The organism is Methylomonas sp. Uni0011 (assembly GCF_056850255.1).
In genome coordinates, this window is the sequence record NZ_JBVVNO010000019.1 from 31,535 (window position 1) to 55,442 (window position 23,908).

The 23,908-nt window shown below is 58.7% G+C and carries 21 protein-coding genes; 18 read left to right on the plus strand and 3 right to left on the minus strand.

Annotated features, from left to right (window positions below; genetic code table 11):
• Positions 1 to 116 precede the first annotated feature (116 nt).
• Positions 117 to 2,126 carry a DNA helicase Rep gene (gene rep, locus AC0IM9_RS17020; RefSeq protein WP_482804784.1) on the plus strand — a complete coding sequence of 670 codons (2,010 nt, stop codon included), beginning with the start codon at positions 117 to 119 and terminating at the stop codon, positions 2,124 to 2,126.
• Between the two features lie 6 nt (positions 2,127 to 2,132).
• Here the strand turns inward: rep and AC0IM9_RS17025 are convergent, their stop codons facing one another.
• Positions 2,133 to 3,473 (minus strand): DegQ family serine endoprotease, encoded by a 1,341-nt coding sequence (locus AC0IM9_RS17025; protein ID WP_482804785.1) that lies wholly within the window; start codon positions 3,471 to 3,473, stop codon positions 2,133 to 2,135.
• 148 nt (positions 3,474 to 3,621) lie between these two features.
• Between AC0IM9_RS17025 and AC0IM9_RS17030 the strand changes: the two genes are divergently transcribed.
• Positions 3,622 to 4,965, plus strand: coding sequence for a cyclic nucleotide-binding domain-containing protein (locus AC0IM9_RS17030; RefSeq protein ID WP_482804786.1), 1,344 nt, complete (start codon positions 3,622 to 3,624; stop codon positions 4,963 to 4,965).
• A 37-nt stretch (positions 4,966 to 5,002) separates the two neighbouring features.
• Here the strand turns inward: AC0IM9_RS17030 and rpmG are convergent, their stop codons facing one another.
• Positions 5,003 to 5,158, minus strand: coding sequence for a 50S ribosomal protein L33 (gene rpmG, locus AC0IM9_RS17035; protein ID WP_140912051.1), 156 nt, complete (start codon positions 5,156 to 5,158; stop codon positions 5,003 to 5,005).
• An 11-nt stretch (positions 5,159 to 5,169) separates the two neighbouring features.
• Positions 5,170 to 5,406: a 50S ribosomal protein L28 gene (rpmB, locus tag AC0IM9_RS17040; protein WP_140912129.1), complete on the minus strand. Its 237-nt coding sequence runs from the start codon at positions 5,404 to 5,406 to the stop codon at positions 5,170 to 5,172.
• A 138-nt stretch (positions 5,407 to 5,544) separates the two neighbouring features.
• Between rpmB and gshB the strand changes: the two genes are divergently transcribed.
• The 16 genes from gshB to AC0IM9_RS17120 all read left to right on the plus strand — a co-directional run bounded on the left by gshB (position 5,545) and on the right by AC0IM9_RS17120 (position 23,907).
• Positions 5,545 to 6,495: a glutathione synthase gene (gshB, locus tag AC0IM9_RS17045; RefSeq protein ID WP_140912052.1), complete on the plus strand. Its 951-nt coding sequence runs from the start codon at positions 5,545 to 5,547 to the stop codon at positions 6,493 to 6,495.
• Between the two features lies 1 nt (position 6,496).
• Entirely contained in the window at positions 6,497 to 7,390 is an 894-nt protein-coding gene (locus AC0IM9_RS17050) for an energy transducer TonB (protein WP_482804787.1), read from the plus strand.
• A 15-nt stretch (positions 7,391 to 7,405) separates the two neighbouring features.
• Positions 7,406 to 7,972 (plus strand): YqgE/AlgH family protein, encoded by a 567-nt coding sequence (locus tag AC0IM9_RS17055; RefSeq protein ID WP_278209753.1) that lies wholly within the window; start codon positions 7,406 to 7,408, stop codon positions 7,970 to 7,972.
• A complete protein-coding gene (gene ruvX / locus AC0IM9_RS17060; protein ID WP_445372280.1) occupies positions 7,965 to 8,411 on the plus strand; it encodes a Holliday junction resolvase RuvX in 447 nt (148 codons plus the stop codon). The genes AC0IM9_RS17055 and ruvX overlap by 8 nt, the downstream gene beginning before the upstream one ends.
• 72 nt (positions 8,412 to 8,483) lie before the next feature.
• Entirely contained in the window at positions 8,484 to 9,005 is a 522-nt protein-coding gene (gene pyrR, locus AC0IM9_RS17065) for a bifunctional pyr operon transcriptional regulator/uracil phosphoribosyltransferase PyrR (protein WP_140912056.1), read from the plus strand.
• Entirely contained in the window at positions 9,002 to 9,964 is a 963-nt protein-coding gene (locus AC0IM9_RS17070; protein ID WP_482804788.1) for an aspartate carbamoyltransferase catalytic subunit, read from the plus strand. Before pyrR ends, AC0IM9_RS17070 begins: the two co-directional genes overlap by 4 nt.
• A gap of 70 nt (positions 9,965 to 10,034) precedes the next feature.
• The gene (locus AC0IM9_RS17075) at positions 10,035 to 11,339 is read left to right on the plus strand and encodes a dihydroorotase (protein ID WP_482804789.1); all 1,305 of its coding nucleotides are present in this window, start codon (positions 10,035 to 10,037) and stop codon (positions 11,337 to 11,339) included.
• A gap of 45 nt (positions 11,340 to 11,384) precedes the next feature.
• Entirely contained in the window at positions 11,385 to 12,086 is a 702-nt protein-coding gene (locus AC0IM9_RS17080; RefSeq protein ID WP_445372283.1) for an LOG family protein, read from the plus strand.
• A gap of 65 nt (positions 12,087 to 12,151) precedes the next feature.
• Complete coding sequence (locus tag AC0IM9_RS17085; protein ID WP_482804790.1) at positions 12,152 to 13,138, plus strand: AAA family ATPase; 987 nt, start codon at positions 12,152 to 12,154, stop codon at positions 13,136 to 13,138.
• Complete coding sequence (locus tag AC0IM9_RS17090; protein WP_482804791.1) at positions 13,138 to 14,052, plus strand: DUF58 domain-containing protein; 915 nt, start codon at positions 13,138 to 13,140, stop codon at positions 14,050 to 14,052. The genes AC0IM9_RS17085 and AC0IM9_RS17090 overlap by 1 nt, the downstream gene beginning before the upstream one ends.
• A gap of 14 nt (positions 14,053 to 14,066) precedes the next feature.
• Complete coding sequence (locus AC0IM9_RS17095; protein WP_482804792.1) at positions 14,067 to 18,128, plus strand: EAL domain-containing protein; 4,062 nt, start codon at positions 14,067 to 14,069, stop codon at positions 18,126 to 18,128.
• A 17-nt stretch (positions 18,129 to 18,145) separates the two neighbouring features.
• Positions 18,146 to 18,613, plus strand: coding sequence for a DUF4381 domain-containing protein (locus tag AC0IM9_RS17100; RefSeq protein WP_482804793.1), 468 nt, complete (start codon positions 18,146 to 18,148; stop codon positions 18,611 to 18,613).
• Complete coding sequence (locus AC0IM9_RS17105; RefSeq protein ID WP_482804794.1) at positions 18,610 to 19,596, plus strand: vWA domain-containing protein; 987 nt, start codon at positions 18,610 to 18,612, stop codon at positions 19,594 to 19,596. The genes AC0IM9_RS17100 and AC0IM9_RS17105 overlap by 4 nt, the downstream gene beginning before the upstream one ends.
• Entirely contained in the window at positions 19,596 to 21,401 is a 1,806-nt protein-coding gene (locus AC0IM9_RS17110; RefSeq protein WP_482804796.1) for a vWA domain-containing protein, read from the plus strand. Before AC0IM9_RS17105 ends, AC0IM9_RS17110 begins: the two co-directional genes overlap by 1 nt.
• 39 nt (positions 21,402 to 21,440) lie before the next feature.
• Complete coding sequence (locus tag AC0IM9_RS17115; RefSeq protein WP_482804797.1) at positions 21,441 to 22,730, plus strand: hemolysin family protein; 1,290 nt, start codon at positions 21,441 to 21,443, stop codon at positions 22,728 to 22,730.
• Positions 22,731 to 22,791: 61 nt separating this feature from the next.
• Entirely contained in the window at positions 22,792 to 23,907 is a 1,116-nt protein-coding gene (locus AC0IM9_RS17120) for an efflux RND transporter periplasmic adaptor subunit (protein ID WP_482804798.1), read from the plus strand.
• Position 23,908: the final 1 nt, after the last annotated feature.

Here is a 23,908-nt window from a genome sequence, read left to right on the forward strand (position 1 = left end):
AAAATAGCCTGTACCGTTCAGGAAATGCCCTGCCACAGCGTGTGGCCCACGATGAAGTACGTCTGCTTCCATAACAAGGGCGGCAAAGGCGTGACCAGCTCTTCGATCATTCATAAATGGCTCCCAAACTCAATCCGCAACAACTCGCCGCGGTCAAAACCGTGGATCGTCCTTTGCTGGTGCTGGCCGGTGCCGGCAGCGGCAAGACCCGGGTAATTACCGAAAAGATTGCGTACCTGGTGCAACAAGGTACCGCGGCGCGGCATATCGCCGCCGTCACCTTTACCAACAAGGCCGCGCGGGAGATGAAAAGCCGGGTCGGCCGTTTGATCGACGACAAGCAAAGCCGCGGCCTGCGGGTGTCGACGTTTCATTCCCTGGGTTTGGAAATTCTGCGTAAGGAACACAAGGCGCTGGGGTACAAGGCCGCGATCACCTTGTTCGACGAGCAGGACAAATTGAGTCTGCTGAAGCAATTGATCGGCCATGGTGCCGACGGTTGCGACATCGACGCCGTCGAGAGTTACAACCATAAGATAGGGCAGTGGAAAAACGCGTTCGTCAGTCCGGAGCAGGCCTTGAGCCGGGCCGACGACACAGAAACCGCCGCGGCGGCGCGCTTGTATCATCAGTTCAACCGCAGTTTGAAGGCCTATAACGCGGTGGATTTCGACGACCTGATCGGGCTGCCGGTGGAATTGTTTCAACGGCATCCGGATGTTCTGGAAAAGTGGCAGCATCGGATTCGCTATTTGCTGGTCGATGAGTATCAGGATACCAATATCACCCAGTACCAGTTGGTGCGGGCGCTGGCCGGGTCCTTGGGGCGGTTTACCGTGGTCGGCGACGACGACCAGTCGATTTATGCCTGGCGCGGCGCCCAGCCCGAGAACCTGAGTCAGTTGCAAAAGGATTACAGCCGGTTGCAGGTGATCAAGCTGGAGCAGAACTACCGCTCGGCCGGGCGGATTTTGAAGGTGGCCAACCAATTGATCGCCAACAATCCGCATACCTTCGAGAAAAAATTGTGGAGCGAACTCGGCTACGGCGAGCCGTTGCGGGTGTTGAGCCATAAAAACGATCTGGCCGAGGCCAAGCAAATCACCGCCGAGATCGTTCACCACCGGTTCAAGACCGGCGGCAGCTACGGCGACTATGCCATTTTGTACCGCGGCAACCACCAGTCGCGCTTGTTCGAGAAGGAGCTGCGCGAAAATAACGTGCCGTATTTCATCAGCGGCAGCGCCTCGTTTTTTTCGTTCACCGAAATCAAAGATGTGTTGGCTTATCTACGCCTGTTGGTCAACCGCGAAGACGACGCGGCGTTCTTGCGGGTGATCAACACGCCGCGGCGGGAGATCGGACCAACTACGCTTGAAAAATTGGGCGCTTACGCCAACGAGCGGCATATCAGCTTGTTCCAGGCCTGTTCCGAGCTGGGCTTGCAGCAGCGGCTTTCGGAAAAATCGGTGCAGCGTTTGACCCGGTTCTGCGATTGGGTGCGGGATAAGGCGCTGAAGATCGAGCGCGGCGATACCTTTGCCGAAATCGAGAAAATGATCGACGAAATCCATTATCCACAGTGGCTGGACGAGAACAGCAAAACCCCGGCCTCGGCCGAGCGCAAGCTGAAAAACGTCTACGAATTGATCGAGTGGCTGCGGCGCATCGCGACTAAAGAGGAGGGCCGCGAACAGTCGTTGGCGGATGTGATCGCTAAAGTGATGCTGCTGGATATCCTGGACCGCAACCAGGAGGAACAGGCCGGCGACCAGGTCAGTCTGATGACCTTGCACGCCGCCAAGGGGCTGGAGTTTCCGCACGTGTTTCTGATCGGCATGGAAGAAAACCTGTTGCCGCACCAGAACAGCATCGAAACCGGCAATATCGAGGAAGAACGGCGCCTGGCTTACGTCGGCATCACCCGCGCCCAACAAACTCTGACCTTCAGTTATTGCACTCACCGCAAGCGCTACGGCGAATTGGCGGAATGCGAACCCAGCCGGTTTTTAGGCGAGTTGCCGGAGGAGGATTTGGAGTGGGCCAATAAAAAACAATTGGCCCCGGAGGAGATCAAGCAGCGCGGCAAGGCCAGCCTGGCCGCGCTGAAGTCGATGTTGACCTGACGCCGACTATTGCAGCACCACGAAGAACGCTTCGCCGCCGCGTTGCAGGTTGACCAGCAGCGGCGCGTTGGGATTGACCACCTGCTTCATTTCGTCCAGGTTCCGGACCCGGTAGCGGTTGGCGGTGACGATGACGTCGCCGGGGCGCAGGCCGGTTTTCCAGGCTTTCGAGTTTTGTTCCACTTTTTCGATCAGAACTCCTTCCACCTGCTCTTTCGGGGTGACGCCGAGCGTGGCGCCGCTCAGGATCGGATGCAGTTTGGCGCCTTCGAGCTGTGGCCGTTTCGGTTTGCCTATGGTTGCTTGCACGGTTTTGCGTTCTTCGCCGCGCATGATGTCCAATTCGGCAGTGTCGCCGACTTGCAGCAGGCCGACCGCATTACGGATTTGGGTGCTACCGCCTTTTACATCCTGGCCGTTGATTGCGACGATGATGTCACCGGGTTCCAGCCCGGCTTTTTCGGCCGGCGATCCGGCTTCGACTCGGCTCACCACGGCGCCATGCTGGCTTTTCAAGGAGAAGGCTTTGACCAAGTCCGGCGTCAGATCTTGGGTGGTGACGCCGAGCAAGCCGCGGCGCACCTCGCCGTGCTGCACCAAAGACTCCATTAAACGCAGCGCCATGTTGGACGGAATCGCGAAGCCGATGCCGACGTTACCGCCGCTCGGCGCCAGGATGGCTGTGTTCATGCCGACGAATTCGCCGCGCAAGTTGACCAGTGCGCCGCCGGAGTTGCCGGGATTGATCGAGGCGTCGGTCTGGATGAAGTCTTCGTAACCTTCGATGCCGAGGCCGGAGCGGCCCAGGGCGCTGACGATGCCGGAAGTGACGGTTTGGCCCAGGCCGAACGGGTTGCCGATCGCGACGACGAAATCGCCGACTTTCAGTTGGCTGGAATCGGCGACTTTTAACGCAGTCAGATTGTCGGCCGGGATTTGGATTACTGCGACGTCGGCTTCCGGGTCGGTGCCGAGCAATTTAGCGTTCAGTTGGCGGCCGTCGGCCAGGGTTACGGTAATTTTGTCGGCTTTGTCGATTACGTGGTTGTTGGTCAAGACGTAGCCTTGGTCCTTGTCGATGATCACGCCGGAGCCCAGGCTGTTGCGCTGTTGTTGCTTGGGGTTGTTGGGGATGTTGAAGAACCGGCGGAAGATGGGGTCGTTCATCAGCGGGTTTGCCTGCATCCTCACGTTGGTGGAGGTGGAAATGTTGACCACGGCCGGCATGCTTTGCTCCAGCATCGGCGCCAGTGACGGCAGGTTGGTGCCATCGACCTGCAAGGGCAATGCGGCGTTGGACTGCCAACTACTGAAGCCAAGCAAAAATAGCAGAATGATTTTTCTCATGGTGGTTATGTTTTTTGGTTGTGGTTTGTTGGATTGCCGGCATGGACACGCCGGAGCCTAATTTGTTTCCCGGAGTTTAGTTAATAATCGGCTATCATAGGTCATGTTCCGTCGTTGGATTCCATACTCTTCAATCCGCACCTGACTAGTGGCTGTCGACATCCATTCCGCCGAGGGCCGGATTATCCGGCAGTTAATTCCGCTCTCCACGCTGCCGTTCAGTAAATTTGAGGCGATATGCGCCCAAATCAATATCGAATCCGCCGAAGAAGGTAAATTTTTATTTCAACGCGGCGACGAACGCAACGAGTTGGTCTATTTGCTGGACGGCAGCGTGACCTTGCAGACCGAAGCGCTTACGATTGAAACCATCAGCGCCGACAGTCCGTCAGCCCGGTTTGCGCTGGCGCATCAGATTCCGCGAAAAGTGAACGCAGTCGCTAATAGTAGAATTCGGTTTTTACGTTTGAATACCGATATGGTGAAATCGGCGCAAGACGGCAATTTCGAGGAAAACGAGAGTTTTATGGTGGTAGACGAGGTGGAAGACAACGACGACTGGATGACGACTTTATTGAAGTCGCCGGTGTTTCGTGCGTTGCCGCCGGCAAACCTGCAGAAGATTTTGATCGGTATGCAGGAACTGCGCGTTGACGCCGGGGACGTGATCGTCAGGCAGGGCGACGCCGGCGATTATTTCTACATCATCAAGAGAGGGCGTTGCCAAGTCAGCCGTCGGCCGGCGCCGAATGCAAAAGATATTAAGCTCGCCCTGCTGAGCGATCAGGATACCTTCGGCGAAGATTCGCTGATTTCCGGGGAGCCGCGAAATGTGTCGGTGACCGCGCTGACCGATGTCAGTCTGTTGCGCTTGGCGAAAGAGTTGTTTTTGACCTTGATCAAGCAGCCGACGCTGAAATATATCAATTATCGAGAGTCTCAGGAATTAGTGGCTAAAGGCGCGGATTTGATCGACGTTCGCGAGCCGGACCACTATAAGCCGCTGCATTTGCCGTTGAGCATCAATATCCCGTTCTTTTCATTGCGAATGCATTTGAAAACCTTGAACCGGCAGCATCCGATCGTGGTGGTGTGCCAGAACGGCCGGATGAGCGAGGCGGCGGCTTTTATTTTGATGAGGCACAAATTCAATGCGCTGATTTTGGCCGGCGGTATTGACGAGATCGATCCGAGCTATTTGAAATCGCCGTCTTCGTTTCCGATCGACGATGGTATCGAGACTGGCAATTTCCGTGAGATTGCCGGTGACACCGCCATGTCAGCCGCCACTAGCCAAGTCTTCGCCGAGCCTTCGTCGCTGCAGGACGACATGCTAAAGCTGCGTCGCTATTTGCAACAGCTAAAGACCAAATACAATATTCTGGAAGCAGAGAAAAAGGCTTTGGAGATGAAATACTTATCGCTTGCCAAGTATTCCGAAAGCCTGAAGGCCGAGCTGGAGGAAATCAAGAGCGCCGGCAACCGGGGCTGACCGGAGATTCCGGCCGCCCGGCGGGCTAGAAGCGGAATTATTTGATTTTGGCTTCTTTGTACATTACGTGTCTGCGGACGACAGGATCGAATTTTTTGATCTCCATCTTTTCCGGCATGGTTTTTTTGTTTTTAGTGGTGGTGTAGAAGTGGCCGGTACCTTCAGTCGAAACCAATTTGATTTTGTCGCGCATTGTCTGTCTCCTTAAACTTGTTCGCCACGGCTACGGATGTCGGCCAAAACCGCATCAATGCCATTTTTGTCGATGATTCGCATGCCTTTTGAAGATACTCTCAAGCGTACCCAGCGGTTTTCGCTTTCCACCCAGAATCTGTGATGGTGCAGATTCGGCTCAAAACGGCGCTTGGTTTTGTTCATTGCGTGTGAAACGTTGTGCCCGCTCAGGGGGCGTTTACCTGTTACTTGGCATACTCTGGACATGACTACCTCAATGCGAGCTTTTGATTCAAAATAGCCGCGCTTTATATCAAAAAAACTTTTCCGGGTAAACCGCAGCCTGGAAAATAAATTTGATAAAATCCCCCGCATTCCCACTTGTTTCGCGTAATACAGGACTTTATGGCAATCAAACTCGGCATGGTCATGGATCCCATCGGCCAGATCAATATCAAAAAAGACACCAGTTTTGCCATGTTGCTGGAGGCTCAGGCCCGCGGTTGGGAGCTGCACTACATGGAGTTGTCCGATCTGTTCATGCGCAACGGCCATGCCTATGCCCGCAGCCGGTTGCTCGAAGTCAAGCGCGACGAGAAACAATGGCATGCTTTCGGCGCCGAGCGGCAGATCGAACTGTCCGAGCTGGACGTGATCATGATGCGTAAGGATCCGCCGTTCAACCAGGAATATATTTACGCCACCTATATGCTGGAGCAAGCCGAACGCCAAGGCGTGTATGTAGTGAACAAGCCGCAGTCGCTACGCGATGCCAACGAAAAAATGTTTACCGCCTGGTTTCCACAATGCTGCACCGATACGTTGGTGGCGCGGGACCCGCAAAAAATCCGCAATTTTCTGGCCGAACAAGGCGAGATCATTTTGAAGCCGCTGGACGGCATGGGCGGCGCCTCGATTTTCCATGTGCGCGAGGGCGACCCTAATCTGAGCGTGATTCTGGAAACCATGACCGGCCACGGCAGCAGTTACATCATGGCGCAACGTTACTTACCGGCGGTGAGAGACGGCGACAAACGAATCTTGATGGTGAACGGCGAACCGGTGCCGTATTGCCTGGCGCGGATTCCGGCCAGCGGCGAAAGCCGCGGCAATCTGGCGGCGGGTGGACGCGGTGAGGGCCGCGAATTGAGCGCGCGCGACCGTTGGATTGCCGAACAGGTTGGGCCGACATTGCGGGAAAAAGGTTTGGTGTTCGTCGGCTTGGATGTGATCGGCGATTACCTGACCGAAGTCAATGTCACCAGCCCGACCTGCGTCCAGGAGTTGGATAAGCAATTCGGCATCAATATCAGTGCGCAATTGATGGACCACATTGCCGCCCAAGTGCAAGGTTGAAATGCAGGCTCCGCAGTTGACGCCGACCCCGCTGTCGCAAGGCGATTCGCTGATCACGGCTTTATTTCTGGCGGCGGTGGTGCATGTCGTGATCGTGTTGGGCATCAACTTTACCGCACCGAAACCGGCAAAGATGGATAAATCGCTGGAGATCACAGTGGCCCATACTCCGCTGAAGAAGGCGCCGAAGGATGCCAAGTATCTGGCTGCGGAGCATCAGCTTGGCGCCGGCGAGCAAACCAAGAAACCGGAGCCTTTGCAGCATAAGGAGGCGGTACCGTTTTCGCCGCCGAGTCCGCCGCAGAAAAAAGTGGTGCCGCAGCCGATGCCGGTTCCGGCTAAACCGGTCACCGAAAAGGTGCTGGTCCAAGCCAGGGCGCCGGTTAAGATTGCGGCAGAGCCGGAACAGCCGGTGGAAACACCCGAGCCGGTTGAGGTCCATGACGCCGCCCCCAAATTATCCCCTGAAGCCCTGCAGCAGCAGATCGCACAACTGGGCGAGCGGATTCGTAACAGCCAGCAAAGTACCCAGGAATCGAAAATCAAATTCGTCAACTCGATCAGTACCCACAAATACCTGGCAGCGCAATACGTCAAGGATTGGGAAGACAAGGTTGAGCGTACCGGCAATCTGAATTATCCTGAGGCGGCTCGCAAAAAAGGGGCCTCGCAAATCTTGACGATGGATGTCGGCATCAGTGCCGACGGCAGTATTTACAGTATGCGGATTGTTAAATCGTCCGGAAATCCGGCGCTGGACGATGCTGCCAAGCGCATCGTCAAGATGAGTGCGCCGTTTGCGGCGTTACCGGACGAGTTGTTGAAAGAAGTGAACGTTTTGGTGATTACCAGGGTCTGGAAATTCTCGGACGAAACCGGTATGACCGCCCGTTAGCCTATGAGCACTGCCATGACAGACGCAACTTATTTGAACAATCAGTTTTTGATCGCGATGCCCGGCCTGGCCGATCCGCATTTCTTTCATACCGTCACCTACCTGTGCCAACATAATGCGGAAGGCGCGCTCGGTATCGTGATAAACCGGCCGACCGGTATGAAGTTGAAAGATATTTTCGAGCAGATGGGCATCAAATCCGAAATCGAAGCCGTGTTGAACACGCCGATTTTCGCCGGCGGCCCGGTGCAGCAGGAACGCGGCTTCGTGATTCACAATGCCTGCGAGCAGCGGTGGGACTCCAGCATTTCTACGGCGGAAAACATCACCTTGACCAGTTCCCGCGACATCCTGGAAGCCATCGCCGAAGGTAGAGGCCCAAGCCATTATCTGATTGCACTGGGTTATGCCGGTTGGGGTAGCGGCCAGTTGGAGAAAGAAATCGTCGAAAACGCCTGGTTGAATACGCCTTGCGGCGAAGCCATCCTCTATGAGACGCCGATCAGCCAGCGCTGGAATGCCGCGGCCGGTCAGCTCGGCATCGACATCAATCGTCTGACCACGCCGGCCGGACATGGTTAAACAAGACCCGCTGGCTGCCAAATTAAGCAGCGACGCCTATTTGGGATTCGATTTCGGCAATAAAAAAATCGGCGTAGCCGTCGGTTATGCTGGTAGCGGCATCGCCAGTCCGCTGCAAACCATTCGTTCCTTAAACCAGGTGCCGGACTGGAGCAGGATCGGCCAACTGATCGCCGAATGGCGGCCGGCCGGCCTGGTCGTCGGCATTTCCCGGCAAGCCGACGGTTCCGACAACGTGGTGACGCCGCGGATGCAGAAGTTCTGTCGCCAGTTGCAGGGGCGTTACAATTTGCCGGTGCACCAGATCGACGAAGCGCTGACCACGTTTGCCGCCAAACAGATGCTGTTCGACGAACTGCAACTCAGTGCGACCAAACTATGGGCGGTCCAAGACCAGCTTGCCGCCCAATTGATTTTGCAAAGTTGGTTCGACCGATAACCGCGGATTTCGGTGCGGATTGGTTATGCCCCGCGCCCGGCCGCCAACAATAACAAAATGCTCAACCACACCATGTCTATCGATTCTTTAAACATCGACGTCCTGCTGGACAATCTGGAACTCGCCATCCGCCAGCAGATCGGCGAACGAAAACTGCAAAATCCGCTGCTGATCGGAATCCACAGCGGCGGGGCTTGGGTTGCCCGCCACATGCACTTGCGCTTGGGCATCAGCGAGCCCTTGGGTTTGCTGGACATCACCTTTTACCGCGACGATTTTTCCCAAATCGGCATGCATCCCAAAGTCAAAACCAGCCAATTGCCGCCACATCTGGAAGGGCGCGATATCATTCTGATCGACGACGTGTTTTACAGCGGCCGTACCAGCCGCGCCGCACTGAACGAGATTTTCGATTACGGCCGCCCCAATCAGGTCGTGCTGGCGGTGTTGATCGAACGCAACGGCCGCCAAATTCCGTTGCAGCCCGATTGCCGCGGCATCCGTATCGATTTGGCCGAGGGCCAGCGGATTAAATTGACCGGTCCCGACCCGCTCGGCATCGAGATTCAGGATTTGGCCGGAGTCGCGGCATGACCCGGCATCTGCAACTGACCGAGCAAGGCAAACTCAAACACTTTCTAACCATCGAGGGCCTGGATCGGGAGTTGCTGACCGAGATTCTGGACACTGCCGAATCCTTCGTCGGCATGTCGGAGCATCAGGTGAAGAAAGTGCCGTTGCTGCGCGGCAAGACCATCGTCAATCTGTTTTTCGAGAACTCGACCCGCACCCGCACCACGTTCGAGCTGGCTGCCACCCGGCTCTCGGCCGACGTGTTGAACATGGATATCGCCCGTTCCGCCACATCCAAGGGCGAAAGCCTGCTCGACACCATCCGCAATTTGGAAGCGATGCAGGTCGACATGTTCGTCGTGCGCCACGCTTTGAGCGGCGCCGCCCACTTCATCGCTCAACAAGTGGCGCCCCACATCAGCGTAATCAATGCCGGCGACGGCCAGCATGCCCACCCGACCCAGGCCATGCTGGATATGTTCACGATTCGTCAACACAAAAAACAATTCGAGGGCCTGAAAGTCGCGATCGTCGGCGATATCCTGCATTCGCGGGTGGCGCGCTCGCAAATCCTGGCTTTAAATGCCTTGGGTGTGGCCGAAGTTAGAGTCATTGCGCCGAAAACGCTATTGCCGGCCCAGGTCAAAACCATGGGCGTGACGCCGATCCACGACATGGACGAGGGCTTGGCCGATGTGGATGTGGTAATCATGTTGCGCTTACAAAAGGAACGGATGAACTCGGCCTTTCTGCCCAGCGAAAGCGAATTTTTCCGCTGCTTCGGCTTGACCGAAACCAAACTGCAACGGGCCAAACCCGATGCGATCGTGATGCATCCGGGCCCAATCAATCGCGGCGTCGAAATCGCCTCCAGTGTTGCCGACGGCCCGCAGTCGGTGATCCTGCAGCAAGTCAGCAACGGCGTGGCGGTAAGGATGGCGATCATGTCAATGACCATGCAAAGCGGAGGTACGGCATGACAAAATTTCAGGATAGAAATTTTGCGCCGCCAACGGCGGCCCGCCAGGGTGCCGCACCAGGAGGTGCGGCATGACCAAAATCCGAATCGACCACGGCCGTATCGTCGATCCGGCCAGCGGTATCGACGCGATTGGCCCGGTCTATATCGCCGACGGCAAAATCGTGGCGGTTGGCGAAGCGCTGGCCGATTTCGCTGCCGCACAAACTATCGACGCGACCGGCCAAGTGGTTTGCCCCGGCTTCGTCGACTTGAGCGTGCGCTTACGCGAGCCGGGCCAGACCCAAAAAGGCAATATCCAATCCGAAACCCGGGCCGCGCTGGCCGCCGGCGTGACTTCGTTGTGTTTGCCGCCCGACACCAAGCCCTGTATCGACACGCCGGCCGTGGTCGAATACATCAAGGACAAGGCCGAGCAGGCCGGTTATGCGCAAGTTTACAGTATCGGCGCGCTTACCCAGCGTCTGGACGGCAACGAGCTCAGTGCCATGTTTGCGCTGAAGCAGGCCGGCTGCATCGCAGTCGGCAATGCCAGTGCCCCGCTCGGCAATTTGCTGATCTTGCGCCGGGCGATGGAGTACGCCAGCAGCCACGATTTGCTGCTGATGTTCCGCGCCAACGAAGCGTCCTTGTCCGGCAAAGGCTGCGCCCACGAAGGCGCGGTCGCCAGCCGCTACGGTCTGCCGGGCATTCCGGAAGCGGCGGAATCGATTGCATTGGCGCAGTGTCTGGAATTGGCCGAATTGACCGGCTGCCGGGTGCATTTCAGCCAGATCAGTTGCAAGCAATCGGTGATCAAGATCCAACAGGCCAAGAAGTACGGTCTGAACGTCACCGCCGACGTCGCGATACACCAACTGCACCTGACCGAAAACGACATGGCACCGTTCGACGGCAATTACCACGTGATGCCGCCGCTACGGGGCACGATAGACCGCCAGTATCTGCGCGAAGCGTTGGCCAACGGCACCATAGACGCGATTTGTTCCGATCACCAACCGCACGATCTCGACGCCAAGCTCGGCGCGTTTCCGGAAACCGAGTCCGGCGTCGCAGCGCTGGAAACGCTGGTGCCGTTGACGCTGGCCCTGACCGGCCAACACCGCATCGGCCTGACGCAAGCGATTGCCGGCCTGACCTGCAACCCGGCGCGGATCATGGGCCTGGCCGCCGGTACCCTGGCCGTGGGCAGCAACGCCGACGTCTGTATTTTCGATCCGGCGCTGGTCTGGCGGGTCGAGCGCCCGGCCTGGCTTAGCGCCGGCTGCAACACGCCTTATTGGGGGCGCGAATTGACCGGGCGCGTGACCCACACCTTACAAGCCGGACGGATTGCTTACCGGTTGCAGGATATTTCAGCAGCTAACAGGGCTTGAACGCCGAACCCGTGACGGCGGGTAAACCTCGCCAAGGAATTAAACATGAGTTGCATTAGAAACCGAGCCAGCAGTTCCGCTTCGACCAGCATTATCGACGATTTGAAAGGCGACCAATCCTGGCGCATCTTCCGGATCATCAGCGAGTTTACCGAAGGCTTCGATGAATTATCCGGCCTGTGCGACGCGATCTCGATTTTCGGTTCGGCCCGTTTGAAACCGGATCATCCCTATTACGTCAAGACCGTCGAAATCGCCGACCTGCTCAGTAAACAGGGCTTTGCCATTATCAGCGGCGGCGGTCCGGGGGTGATGGAGGCGGCCAATAAAGGCGCGATTGCCAACGACCAACCCTCGATCGGTTTGAATATCGAATTGCCGATGGAGCAAAAACCCAACCCTTACCAGAATATCGCGCTGAATTTCCGTTACTTCTTCGTGCGCAAAGTCATGTTCGTGCGCTATTCGATCGGTTACGTCTGTATGCCGGGCGGTTTCGGTACGCTGGACGAATTCTTCGAAGCGCTGACGCTGATGCAGACCCACAAGGTCTATCCGATTCCGCTGGTGTTGTTCGGCAGCGACTTCTGGAACGGGCTGATGGACTGGATGAAGGCGAAAATGCTCGAATACGGCACCATTTCCGAAGAGGATTTAGCACTGATCACCGTCACCGACGATCCGCACGAAGTGGTCAACATCATGGTCGCCCATCGCGAATGGAAAGACCGGCAACGTAAAAACTAGCCGCAACGCAACTTTTCGGACCAAGGTCGGTCCCAACTCGGCAACATCAATCAAACCAATTCGACATGACTGCAACAAGTCCCGATTCCTGCCAAGCGGCGCTGCAACAACTCAAACACCATATCAATAGCCAAATCATCGGCCAGGAAGTCCTGGTAGAGCGGATGCTGATCGCGTTGCTGGCCGACGGCCACCTGTTGGTGGAAGGTGCGCCGGGGTTGGCCAAAACCCGCGCCATCAATGTCCTCAGCCAGGGCGTACAGGCCGATTTTCACCGTGTGCAATTTACCCCGGACCTGTTGCCGGCGGATTTGACCGGCACCGAAATTTACCGGCCGCAGCCCGGCAGCTTCGAATTTCAGAAAGGTCCATTATTCCATAATCTGATTCTGGCCGACGAGATCAACCGGGCGCCGGCAAAAGTGCAGGCCGCGTTGCTGGAAGCAATGGCCGAGCGGCAGATCACGGTCGGTAAAGCCACCTATCCGCTGCCGCAACTGTTCATGGTGATGGCGACCCAAAACCCGATCGAACAGGAAGGCACCTATCCGCTGCCGGAAGCGCAGCTCGACCGGTTTTTGCTGCACGTCAAAATCGATTATCCGGATGCCGGCCATGAACAAGCCATTCTGCACTTGGCTCGGGCCGAAGCCAAAGGTGCTTTGCAAAACGGCGACTACCAGGCGCCCAAAATCAGCCAGCAAACGCTGTTCGCCGCCCGTGGCGAGGTACTCGACTTATACATGGCCGATAGTCTGGAGCAATACTTATTGCAGATCGTATTAGCCACCCGTAAACCGGCGGCCTACGGCCAGGACTTGGCCGGTTGGATCCAATACGGCGCCAGCCCGCGCGCCAGCATTGCGCTGGACCGCTGCGCCCGAGCCAAGGCTTGGCTGGCGCAGCGCGATTTCGTCGACCCGGCCGACATCCAGGACATTGCCTACGACGTACTTCGCCACCGGTTGATCTTGTCCTACGAGGCCGAGGCCGAGGGCGTCACTGCCGACTACGTGGTCAAGGAATTGATCGCCAGGATTGCCGTGCCCTGATGGATGCGCAACACACCGCCGATAACCCGCGGGTGGCGGTTACTCTGAAAGGCTTGGTCGATCTGGCCAAACCGGCCGCCGCGATCAGCCTGGGTCACGCCAATATCCGCGCCGTCCAGAGCGGTAATTACCTGTCGCATCTGAAAGGGCGCGGCATGGCCTTCGACGAAACCCGTCTGTACCAGCCCGGCGACGATGTGCGCCGCATCGATTGGCGCGTCACCGCCCGCACCGGCAAACCGCACAGCAAAATTTTCAAAGAGGAACGCGAGCGGCCGATGTTCATCGCCGTCGATTATCGGGCGGCGATGGCTTTCGCCACCCGCGGCGTGTTCAAGTCGGTGCAGGCCGCCCGTCTGGCCGCATTGCTGGCGTGGGCCGCATTGCAGCAGGGCGACCGCATCGGCGGCCAGATATTCAGCGAAGCCGGTTGCCTGGAATTGCGGCCGCAAACCGGCAAGCCAGCCTTGCTGCGGTTTTTGAATGCCTTGGTAAAACCGGCTTACAGCGGCGACGCGGCCGATCAGCTCGATATTCCGCTGTCCAGGCTGCTACATCACGCCCGCCCCGGCAGCCGGGTTTATATCCTCAGCGATTTTCGCGGTCTGAATCCGGCCGCCGAACGGCATTTGACCAATTTGGCCAAGCACTGCGAAGTGGTCATGGTGCATATTGCCGACCCGTTGGAAATGCGCTTGCCCAGCAAGGGCCGCTACCGATTTACCGATGGCTTGCGGGAAATCCTGTTCGACAGCGCCGACCGGCAACGGGCGCAGTCCTATCAGCAACAGTTTGCCGATCGTCGGCGCCTGCTGCAGAAATTGTCCAGCCAATTGCACTCGCTGCTGATCCCCTGTAGCACGCAGCAAGCTGCTCTGGACGTGCTGACCGGCGCCCGGCCGCATTGCCGCTAGAGGCCCAGTCCGTCATGTCCGGATCCGAAAACTTGCTGCGTCCCGCCAATTTAGCCGCCCCGGGGCCACAGGCGCGGCAAACCGGCGTTGCGCGACCGCTGCATTTTGCCGCCAGCATCGCTATGCTGGCGGCCGCAATTTTTATCGGCGGCTGGCTGGGCATGAAACTGGTGATTCCGCCGGGTTATTCCAGTCCGCTCTGGCCGCCGGCGGGGATCGCACTGGCCGCCTTATTGATATGGGGCCGCCGGTTGTGGCCGGGTATCTGGTTGGGCGCCGTGCTCAACGAATTGACCGCTGCCGCTAATTTTTCCGGGCAATTGAATTCGACTGCCGTCGCGGCCGCGATGTTGATCGCTGGCGGCAGCACCTTACAAGCCTTGGTCGCCTCCGGTTTGTCGGAACGGTATTTGCAGCCGGGCTTGCCGAAACTGGAAACGCCGGGCCGGATCTTGACGTTTTTTGCGTTAGTCGGCCCTTTGGCTTGCGTGACCGCGCCGAGCATTGGCATCGGTGCCCTGTACGGTTTGCAACTGATGCCCGGCGACGAGGTACAAAACTCCTGGCGCAATTGGTGGATCGGCGACAGCCTGGGCGTGATGGTGATCGCGCCGTTGCTGTTCTGCGCCTTCGGCCGGCCGCATGCCTTGTGGCGGGCCCGGCGCTTGAGCGTGGCTTTGCCGCTATTGGGCACTCTGCTGGCGCTGGTGTTAGTGTTCACGCAGGTGTTTCGCGCCGAGCAAACCCGAATCCAGCAGACTTTCGATAACCGGGCGGCCGCCGTCGAAACCCTGTTGGCGGAATACACCACCCACGTCGTCGACAGTAGTCTGGCGCTGAGGGATGTATTCCTGGCGTCCAGCGATATCAGCCGCGAGCAATTTAGCGGCTTTGCTCGCGGCATCTTGGAGCGGCATCCGGAAATCCAGGCGCTGGAATGGTTGCCTAGAATACGCCACCCGCAACGCGCCGGCTTCGAAGCTAAATTGCGGCAGGAAGGCTACGCCGGATTCCGCATCACCGAACGCGACCCCGGCGGCCGTTCGGTGCCGGCCGGCGAACGCGCCGAATATTTTCCGGTGGCCTACGTCGAGCCGATGGCCGGAAACGAGAGATCCTTCGGGTTGGACTCGGTATCCAATCCGCTGAGTAAACAGGCCAAGGATGCCGCGCGGGCCAGCGGCAAGCCGACCGCATCGGCAGACAGCGATTTCATCGGTTTCGTCTCGGCGGTAATTGTGCCGGCGCGGATGTTGGAGGTCGTCACCCAGGGCCTGAACACGCAGTCCTTGGATATCAGTATCGAGGATACCGCCGGCAACGGCGTCTACACCGAGTTGTTCGCCAAGCGCTTACCCTCGACGATGCGCCAGAATTACGCATTGCAGGATTGGCAACGAGTCTTCAAATTCGTCGACCGCGATTGGCGGGTGACGATAATGCCGAGCAGCCAATTCATCAACGAACACGGGTCTTCGGTGTTATGGGTGACCTTGCTCGGCGGTCTATGCTTTACCAGTTTGTTGAATATCATGCTGTTGATCGTCAGCGGCCGCACCGCCGCCGTCGAAGCCTTGGTCGAACAGCGCACCCGCGATCTGGAAACGGCGGTATCCGAACAAAAAGCCGCGGCGCAACAGGCGCGCGAGTCCGAGCTTAAATTGCGCACTATCGTCGATTCGCAACCGGAGTCCGTGAAACTGCTGGCGCGCGACGGCCGGCTGCTGCAGATGAATCCGGCCGGCCTGGACATGATAGAAGCCGATTCGCTGCAACAGGCCCAGAATTGTCGATTGGAAGACTTGGTCGGCGCCAAATACCGGGATCAATTCAAAAAATTGATCCGTCGGGTGTTCGCCGGAGCGTCAGGTACCTTGGAATTCGAAATCACCGGATTGCGCGGCGGCCAGCGCTGGCTGGACACTCATGCCGTTCCGATGCGCGACGCCGACGGCAACATTACCGCCTTGTTGGGCTTGTCGCGCGATATCACCGAACGCAAACTGGCCGAAGACGATTTAAAGCTGGCTGCCCGCGTGTTCAGCGAGGCTCACGAAGGGATTCTGATTACCGACGCCGAGGCCAACATCATCGACGTCAACCCCACCTTTTGCGAGATTACCGGTTACAGCCGCGACGAGATGGTCGGCAAAAAACCCAATATTCTGCAGTCGGGTAAATACGGTCCGGAATTCTACGCCGAGATGTGGCGCGACTTGCAGCAACAGCAACATTGGCGCGGCGAATTATGGAACCGCAAAAAGAACGGCGATCTGTATGCGGAATGGTTGACGATTTCCGCATTGTGCGACAGCGACGGCCGCATCACGCATTACATCGGCCTGTTTTCCGACGTGACCCAAGCCAAACAACAGCAACAGTTGTTGGAGCTGGTGGCGCATTACGATCCGTTGACCCGGTTGCCAAACCGGATTTTGTTCGCCGACCGCTTGAGCCAGGCTATTGCTCACAGCAAACGGGAGAAGTCGTTGTTGGCGATCTGCTTTCTGGATCTGGATGGTTTCAAACCGGTCAACGACCTGTTCGGCCACGACATCGGCGACCGGGTGCTGGTGGAAGTGGCGGAGCGCATCAAGAATACGATTCGCGAGGAGGACAGTGTGTCGCGCCACGGCGGCGACGAATTTGCCTTGCTGCTACGCGATATCGACACCCTCGAGCAATGCGAACAGGCCATTTTGCGTATCCATCAGGCGATCTCCGAACCCTTCTCGGTCGACGGCCAGCAAATCACGGTCGGTGCCAGCAGCGGCTACACCTTATATCCGCTGGACGATGCCGATCCGGACGGCTTGCTGCGGCATGCCGATCACGCCATGTATCAGGCCAAACTGGCCGGCAAGAACCGTTGCCAATTGTTCGATGCGACCCAAGACCAGCAAATCATGCATCGCCACCAACAATTGCGCGATATCGAAGCGGCCTTCGTGAATGGCGAAATGTGTTTGTATTACCAGCCCAAGGTCGATATCAAGCGCGGTCAGGTTGCCGGCGTCGAAGCCTTGATCCGCTGGTTGAGTCCGCAGCGGGGCATGGTGCCGCCGCTGGAGTTTCTGCCGGCCATTGCCTCTACCGATTTGGAAATCCGCATCGGCAACTGGGTGATCGAGCAGGCCTGCCGCGATCTGGCGGCCTGGCAGGCACTGGGCTTGAAATTGGAAGTCAGCGTCAATATCTCCTCCTACCATTTATTGTGGCCGGGAATTCAGGAGCACATAGCCGGCATCTTGCGGCAACATCCCGAAATCCGGGCACAGTCTTTGCAGCTCGAAATCCTGGAAAGTACCGCGCTGGACGATTTGAGCGCCGTGAACCGCATCATCAAGAATTGCCGCGAGCAGCTGGGTATCAGTGTGGCGCTGGACGACTTCGGCACCGGCTATTCGTCGCTGACCCATTTGCGGCATTTGTCGGTCGATACCGTGAAGATCGATCAAACTTTCGTCCGGGACATGCTGGACGATCCGGACGATTACGCCATCATCGACAGTGTGATTGATTTGAGCCAAGCCTTTAACCGTAAGGTGGTCGCCGAAGGCGTCGAAAATCAGGACCAAGGTGTGGTGTTGCTGTTGCTCGGCTGCCGATTGCTGCAAGGTTATGCGATTGCCAGGCCGATGCCGGCAGCGCAGATCGCCGATTGGGTGGCCGCCTACCGGCCTTTTGCCGACTGGGATTTCTATGCCAACGCCGAGTTGACGCCGGAGCAGACCATGATTGCGATTCGGCGTTGCGACGCCCGCCAGTGGTTGCAGCGGGTACGCGACTGCCTGTTTGCGGCCGGACAACAGCCGGTACCGGCCTGGCCGATCATGGATCGCCAGCGCACCCATTTGGGGCGCTGGCTGCGTCAGGCCCGGCAGGAGCGGCAGCACGCCGAGGACTGGCTGGAGCGGCTGCTGCAACTGCAGCAAAATTTGCACAGCCAGGCCGATCGCTTGCAAGGACATTACGATGCCGGCGAGTTGGCGGCAGCCCAAACCGGTTTTGCCGATTTACAGGCGGTACAGCGGGAAATCGACGAAAGCCTGATCCTGTATACTCAACTGCCCTGAATTCGATAACGCCAACGATGGAACAATTGCCGTTAAGAGATATTCATTTGCCCGACGCCGTCGATTTTTGGCCACCGGCGCCCGGTTGGTGGGCTTTGGCGCTATTGCTGCCGGCATTAGTGTTCGGTTTGCGGCAGCTTCATCAACGAATACGTCGGCGCAGTGCCGTTAAAATCGCCGGCAAATTGCTGGAAGCCATGCGCAGCGAGCGCACAGGCGATGCCAGACAAACTGTGGCGGCCTTGTCCGCCTGGTTGCGCCGGGTTGCGCTGAGTACCGCACCGCGCCGCGACGTGGCCAGCCTGAGCGGCCATGCCTGGCTGCAATATCTGGATCGTTCTTTGCCGGATGCGCCGTTCACACAGGGGCCCGGACGTTGTCTGGCCGATGCCCACTACCGGCCGCAGCCACCGAACGACGCGGAATTGGATGCCTTGTTCGAGCTATGCGAACGCTGGTTGAAACAGCAGGCGAAAAAATCATGATGACGCTGGCCTGGCCTTGGCTATTGCTCCTGATACCGTTGCCGCTGTTGCTGCGCCGCTGGTTGCCGGCCCAGACTCCGGTCCGGCAGGCGGCATTGAAGACCCCGTTTCTGGACGATTTCGGCAGCGATTCGGGTCACATCGTCGGCAGCGAGCGGCGTTGGCCGTTGTGGCTGGCGGTTTGCGCCTGGCTTTGCCTGCTGTTGGCCGCGGCCCGGCCGCAGTGGTTGGGCGAACCGCTGGAGCAGGCGGTCAGCGGCCGCGATCTGATGTTGGCGGTCGACGTCTCCGGCAGCATGCAGGAAGAGGACTTTCTGTTGGAGAAACAGCGGGTCGACCGACTGACCGCGATCAAGCAGGTGGCGGGCGAATTCATCATGCGCCGCGCCGGCGACCGCCTCGGCCTGATTCTGTTCGGGACCCAGGCTTATCTGCACGTACCGCTGACTTTCGACCGCAAGACCGTGCAGACCTTGCTCGGGGAGGCCTTTATCGGCATCACTGAAGACGAGCCGAAAACCTCTATCGGCGATGCCATCGGCCTGGCGATCAAGCGGCTGCAAGACCAGAAAGATGCCAGCCGGGTCTTGATCCTGTTGACCGACGGCGCCAACACCGCCGGCGAACTGACACCGCTGAAAGCCGCAGAACTGGCCGCCGAAAACCACTTGAAAATCTATACCATCGGCATCGGCGCCGACGAAATTTTGGTGCGCAGCCTGTTCGGCACGCGCCGGGTCAATCCGTCGCTGGATTTGGACGAGAAAACCTTGACCGCGATCGCCGAAGCCACCGGCGGCCATTACTTCCGCGCCCGCAACACCGAGGAATTGGAGCGCATCTACCAAATGCTGGACCAACTGGAACCGGTGGAAAAGGACAAACAATACTTCCGGCCGCGGAGCGAGCTGTTCCATTGGCCGTTGGGTCTGGCTTTGATATTGGCCGGCTTGATCGCGGCCGGGCGGTTACGGTGGAGCTGATGCCGGCAGAATTCCATTTTTTAAGGCCGCTCTGGTTTCTGGCCTTGCTGCCGGCCGCCTTGCTGTTGCTGAAACTGGCCCGCCACCGGCAAAGTCGGGCAAATTGGACTGAGGTTTGCGATGCCGAGCTATTGCCGTTCGTGCTGCAGGACCAGCCGGCGGCAGCGCAGCGGCGCTATAGCCTGATCGGTGCCGCGCTGGCGACCGTGCTGGCGATTGTTGCGTTGGCCGGGCCGACTTGGGAACGCTTGCCCAGCCCGGCTTTTCGCAACGATGCGGCGCTGGTCATCGCGCTGGATTTGTCCAAATCGATGGACGCCGCCGATATCAAGCCCAGCCGCATCGGCAAGGCCCGCTACAAAATCGCCGACCTGCTGAAACAGCGCAAGGACGGCCAGACCGCACTGCTGGTTTACGGCGGCGATGCCTTTACCGTGACGCCGCTGACCACCGACACCGCCACCATCGACAGCCAGTTGTCGGCATTGACCACCGACATCATGCCCAGCCCCGGCAGTCATACCGCCATTGCCGTAGAACACGCCGCCAATTTGTTGCGTCAGGCCGGACTGGCCAAAGGCCATATCCTGTTGGTGACCGACGGCGCCGACGCCGACGTGGCGGCACAGGCCGAGCATTGGTTGCGCGGTTACCAATTATCGGTATTGGCGGTCGGTACCGCCGACGGCGCGCCGATCCAGGCGGCCGGCGGCGGTTTTTTGAAAGACCGCAGCGGCAATATCGTGGTGGCGAAGATGGACGAAGCGACCTTGGCGACTCTGGCTCGCAACGGCCGCGGCCTTTATCAGCCGGTAACGGCCGGCGACGAAGATGTCGAAGCCTTGAGCCGGGTGTTCAATTCCGCCGTAACAGATCCGCAAAATCAGGACTCCAATTTGCTGTTGCAGCAATGGGACGAAAAAGGCCCATGGCTGGTACTGCTGGTGTTGCCGTGGGCGGCCGGGCAATTCAGGAAAGGCTTGTTGCTCTGGTGCCTGTTGAGTCTGGCGCCGCTGCCCAGAAACAGCTATGCGCTGGATTGGCAGAGCTTGTGGAAAACTCCCGACCAACGCGCAAAGCAGGCCTTCGAGCAGCAACAATACCAGCAGGCGGCCGAGCAATTTCAGGACCAGGCCTGGCGCGCCGCCGCCCAGTACAAAGCCGGCCAATACGAACAGGCCGCCGAGTCCCTGAAACACGCCAACAGCGCGGAAGGCCACTACAACCGCGGCAATGCGCTGGCCCTGGCCGGTCGTTTGCCGGAGGCGGTGCAGGCTTACCAGCAGGCCTTGCAACTCGATCCGCAACATCAGGACGCAAAATACAATAAAGAATTGGTCGAGAAAAAATTGCAGGAGCAGCAGCAACAGCAACAACAGCCGAACCAGGGCCAGGACCGCCAGCCGCAGGACGGCGGACAAGAACAGCAAGCGCAAGACCGGCAATCCCAGTCCGGTCAGGCAGACGGCGACCGGCAGAACGAAGCGGCCAAGCAGCAGCCCGGCGAGCAATCGGCGGCGGACCAGCGCAAGCAGGCCGAGCAGCAATCAAAACCGGCGGAACAAAACCCCTCCGATAGCCGGCAAACTGCGCCGCCGGATCAGGCTCAAAATCAGCCCAAGGATGCCAAACCGGAAGCGCAGCCGGCGGAAGCGGCCGCCGAGGTCGAGCGCAACGAAACCGAACGCGCCAACGAACAGCTATTGAAACGTATTCCCGACGAGCCCACCGGTTTGTTGCGGCGGAAATTCAAGTATCAATACAGCCAACGCAATCGCCGGAATCAGGCCGACAGCCCCTGGTAAAGCGATGCCCAAACCGTTCCACAGACTGACGAAAAGACGATGGATATTGGCCTGATAGTGTTTTTGATTGTGCTCAACGGCGTGTTTGCCATGTCGGAAATGGCCCTAGTGTCTTCCGGTTTGGCCCGCTTGCAGAAATTGGCCGGCGAGAAGCGGGCCGGCGCCGCCACCGCCTTGAAACTGCACCAAGACCCGTCGCGGTTTTTGTCGACGGTCCAGGTCGGTATCACCTCGGTCGGCATCCTCAGCGGCGCGCTCGGCGAAGACGCCCTGACCGAACCGTTGCAGCGCTATCTGGCCCAATTTCCCTGGTTGGCGCCGTACGCCGACAGCATCGCCCTGATCGCGACCGTGGTTGCCATCACCTATTTTTCGGTCGTGGTCGGCGAATTGGCGCCCAAGCGGCTGGCGCTGCTGAATCCGGAACGGATTGCGTTGGCCGTGGCCAAACCGATGAACGCGCTGGCGGCGCTCGCCAGCCCGCTGGTGTGGTTGTTGTCTTCGTCCAGCTCGCTGCTGCTGCGTTTGTGCGGTGCCCACCGGCCGCCGCAGGCCAGCGTGACCAACGAGGAAATCAAATTGCTGATGGAAATCGGCGCCGAGTCCGGCGTGTTTCATGCCAGTGAGCGCCATCTGGTCGGCAATGTGATGAAGCTCGACGAGCAGCGGGTTGGCGCGGCGATGACGCCGCGGCTGCAGATTTACGCGGTCGACCTGGATGACGGCGATGCCGAGGTGCGGCGCAAGCTTGCCGAATGCCCCTATGCCAGAACCGTGATTTGCCGCGGCGGGCTGGACAACATCGCCGGGGTATTGACCCGCAGCGAATTGCTGCAGCCGGCGATGAGCGGGGTGGCCTTCGAAATCGCACCGTTCGTGCACACGCCGCATTACGTGCCGGAGACGATGACTTTGGTGCAACTGCTGGAATATTTCAAAGCCAACCAGGTCGACCTGGCTTTGGTCGCCAACGAGTACGGCGATATCGAGGGCTTGGTCACGCTGAGCGACGTATTGAAAGCCATCGTCGGCGAATTGCCCGGCGCCGACCTGGATGTCGATATTGCCGAGCGGGCCGACGGCTCCTGGCTGGTCGACGGCGGCGTCTCGGTGCAGCGCTTGAAATCGCTGATCGGCTTCAGCGGCGAGCTCCCCGGCGAAGCCGACAATGCTTACCACACGGTAGGCGGCTTCGTCTTGTTTTACCTGGAAGATATTCCGCGCATTGCCGAAGCCTTCGAGTACCGGGAATGGCGGTTCGAGATTGTCGATATCGACGGCGTGCGCATAGACAAAGTGCTGATCACGCCGCGGCCGGGCGAAGAGTAAGCGCCGGGGCGGCCTGTTGCGGCCGTGCCGGGCAAGCAGATTACTGACAAAAGGAAAAACCATGCAATTGCAGCGATTCTTAACCCTGTTACCCGCTTTATTGTGCTGGGCCGGGCCGGTGCCGGCCGCCGACATGAAACCGTTGCTGGAGGCCTCGCCGGCGTTGATGAAATTGTTGACGGTAGACGAAGTCAGGCCCGGCGAGATGCGGGAGTCGTTGAGCCTGTCGGCCCGAGTGGATTTGGACCAGCATCGGGTGGCCCGGATCGGCGCCAGCGTGACCGGCCGTATTACCGAGATTAATGCAATGCTGGGCCAGAACGTCAAGAAGGGCGACCGGCTGGCGCTATTGAACAGCACCGAACTGAGCCAGGCCCAATCGGATTACCTAAAAGCCACGTCGCAAGTCAATCTGCGGCGAATCACCGTCAAGCGCGCCGAGCGGCTGCTGGAAAGCGGCGTGATCGCCGAAGCCGAACTGCAGGAGCGCCAGGGCGTACTGGCCGAAGCCGAGGTGGACCAGCGCGCCGCCAGCGACCGCTTGCGGGTGATGGGCATGAGCGAGGCCGATTTGAAGCGGCTGGACAAGCAACGCAGCATCCATTCGTTTTCGCCGGTAACGTCCAGCATCGACGGCGTCGTGATCGAGCGTAACGTCGCGATCGGCCAGGTGGTACAGCCGGCCGACAGCCTGTACACGGTCGCCGATTTGTCGCAACTATGGCTGGTGGCGGAAATTCCGGAACAGCAGGCGCACTGGGCCCGGCAGGGCGACCAGGTGTTGGCGGAAGTGCCGGCGTTGCCCGGTGAGAGCGTCAGCGGCAAATTAATCTATGTTTCCGATTTGGTCGATCCCGACACCCGCACCGTGACGGTCAGGATGGCGTTAGCCAATCCGCAGCGGCTGTTCAAGCCGCAGATGCTGGCGACTTTAAAAATCAGCAAGCCCGGCGCCCAGTCGCTGCTGATTCCAAGCCCGGCGGTGGTGCGGGAAGACGATAAAGACCACGTCTTCGTGCAGACTGCCGACAATCGGTTCGAATTGCGCCCGGTCAAACTCGGCCGCGAGGAAGCCCAAAAGCGCGAATTGCTGGCCGGTCTGCGCCCCGGCGAAAAAATCGTCGTCAACGGCGCCTTTCATTTGAACAACGAACGCCTGCGTAGCGCGTTGGAGTAAG

What these genes read in the sequence shown, in the direction of transcription:
- rep (WP_482804784.1), top strand. Translation starts at nt 117, where the DNA reads ATGGCTCCCAAACTCAATCCGCAACAACTCGCCGCGGTCAAAACCGTG.
- AC0IM9_RS17025 (WP_482804785.1), bottom strand. Translation starts at nt 3,473, where the DNA reads ATGAGAAAAATCATTCTGCTATTTTTGCTTGGCTTCAGTAGTTGGCAG.
- rpmG (WP_140912051.1), bottom strand. Translation starts at nt 5,158, where the DNA reads ATGCGCGACAAAATCAAATTGGTTTCGACTGAAGGTACCGGCCACTTC.
- rpmB (WP_140912129.1), bottom strand. Translation starts at nt 5,406, where the DNA reads ATGTCCAGAGTATGCCAAGTAACAGGTAAACGCCCCCTGAGCGGGCAC.
- gshB (WP_140912052.1), top strand. Translation starts at nt 5,545, where the DNA reads ATGGCAATCAAACTCGGCATGGTCATGGATCCCATCGGCCAGATCAAT.
- AC0IM9_RS17050 (WP_482804787.1), top strand. Translation starts at nt 6,497, where the DNA reads ATGCAGGCTCCGCAGTTGACGCCGACCCCGCTGTCGCAAGGCGATTCG.
- AC0IM9_RS17055 (WP_278209753.1), top strand. Translation starts at nt 7,406, where the DNA reads ATGACAGACGCAACTTATTTGAACAATCAGTTTTTGATCGCGATGCCC.
- ruvX (WP_445372280.1), top strand. Translation starts at nt 7,965, where the DNA reads ATGGTTAAACAAGACCCGCTGGCTGCCAAATTAAGCAGCGACGCCTAT.
- pyrR (WP_140912056.1), top strand. Translation starts at nt 8,484, where the DNA reads ATGTCTATCGATTCTTTAAACATCGACGTCCTGCTGGACAATCTGGAA.
- AC0IM9_RS17070 (WP_482804788.1), top strand. Translation starts at nt 9,002, where the DNA reads ATGACCCGGCATCTGCAACTGACCGAGCAAGGCAAACTCAAACACTTT.
- AC0IM9_RS17075 (WP_482804789.1), top strand. Translation starts at nt 10,035, where the DNA reads ATGACCAAAATCCGAATCGACCACGGCCGTATCGTCGATCCGGCCAGC.
- AC0IM9_RS17080 (WP_445372283.1), top strand. Translation starts at nt 11,385, where the DNA reads ATGAGTTGCATTAGAAACCGAGCCAGCAGTTCCGCTTCGACCAGCATT.
- AC0IM9_RS17085 (WP_482804790.1), top strand. Translation starts at nt 12,152, where the DNA reads ATGACTGCAACAAGTCCCGATTCCTGCCAAGCGGCGCTGCAACAACTC.
- AC0IM9_RS17090 (WP_482804791.1), top strand. Translation starts at nt 13,138, where the DNA reads ATGGATGCGCAACACACCGCCGATAACCCGCGGGTGGCGGTTACTCTG.
- AC0IM9_RS17095 (WP_482804792.1), top strand. Translation starts at nt 14,067, where the DNA reads ATGTCCGGATCCGAAAACTTGCTGCGTCCCGCCAATTTAGCCGCCCCG.
- AC0IM9_RS17100 (WP_482804793.1), top strand. Translation starts at nt 18,146, where the DNA reads ATGGAACAATTGCCGTTAAGAGATATTCATTTGCCCGACGCCGTCGAT.
- AC0IM9_RS17105 (WP_482804794.1), top strand. Translation starts at nt 18,610, where the DNA reads ATGATGACGCTGGCCTGGCCTTGGCTATTGCTCCTGATACCGTTGCCG.
- AC0IM9_RS17110 (WP_482804796.1), top strand. Translation starts at nt 19,596, where the DNA reads ATGCCGGCAGAATTCCATTTTTTAAGGCCGCTCTGGTTTCTGGCCTTG.
- AC0IM9_RS17115 (WP_482804797.1), top strand. Translation starts at nt 21,441, where the DNA reads ATGGATATTGGCCTGATAGTGTTTTTGATTGTGCTCAACGGCGTGTTT.
- AC0IM9_RS17120 (WP_482804798.1), top strand. Translation starts at nt 22,792, where the DNA reads ATGCAATTGCAGCGATTCTTAACCCTGTTACCCGCTTTATTGTGCTGG.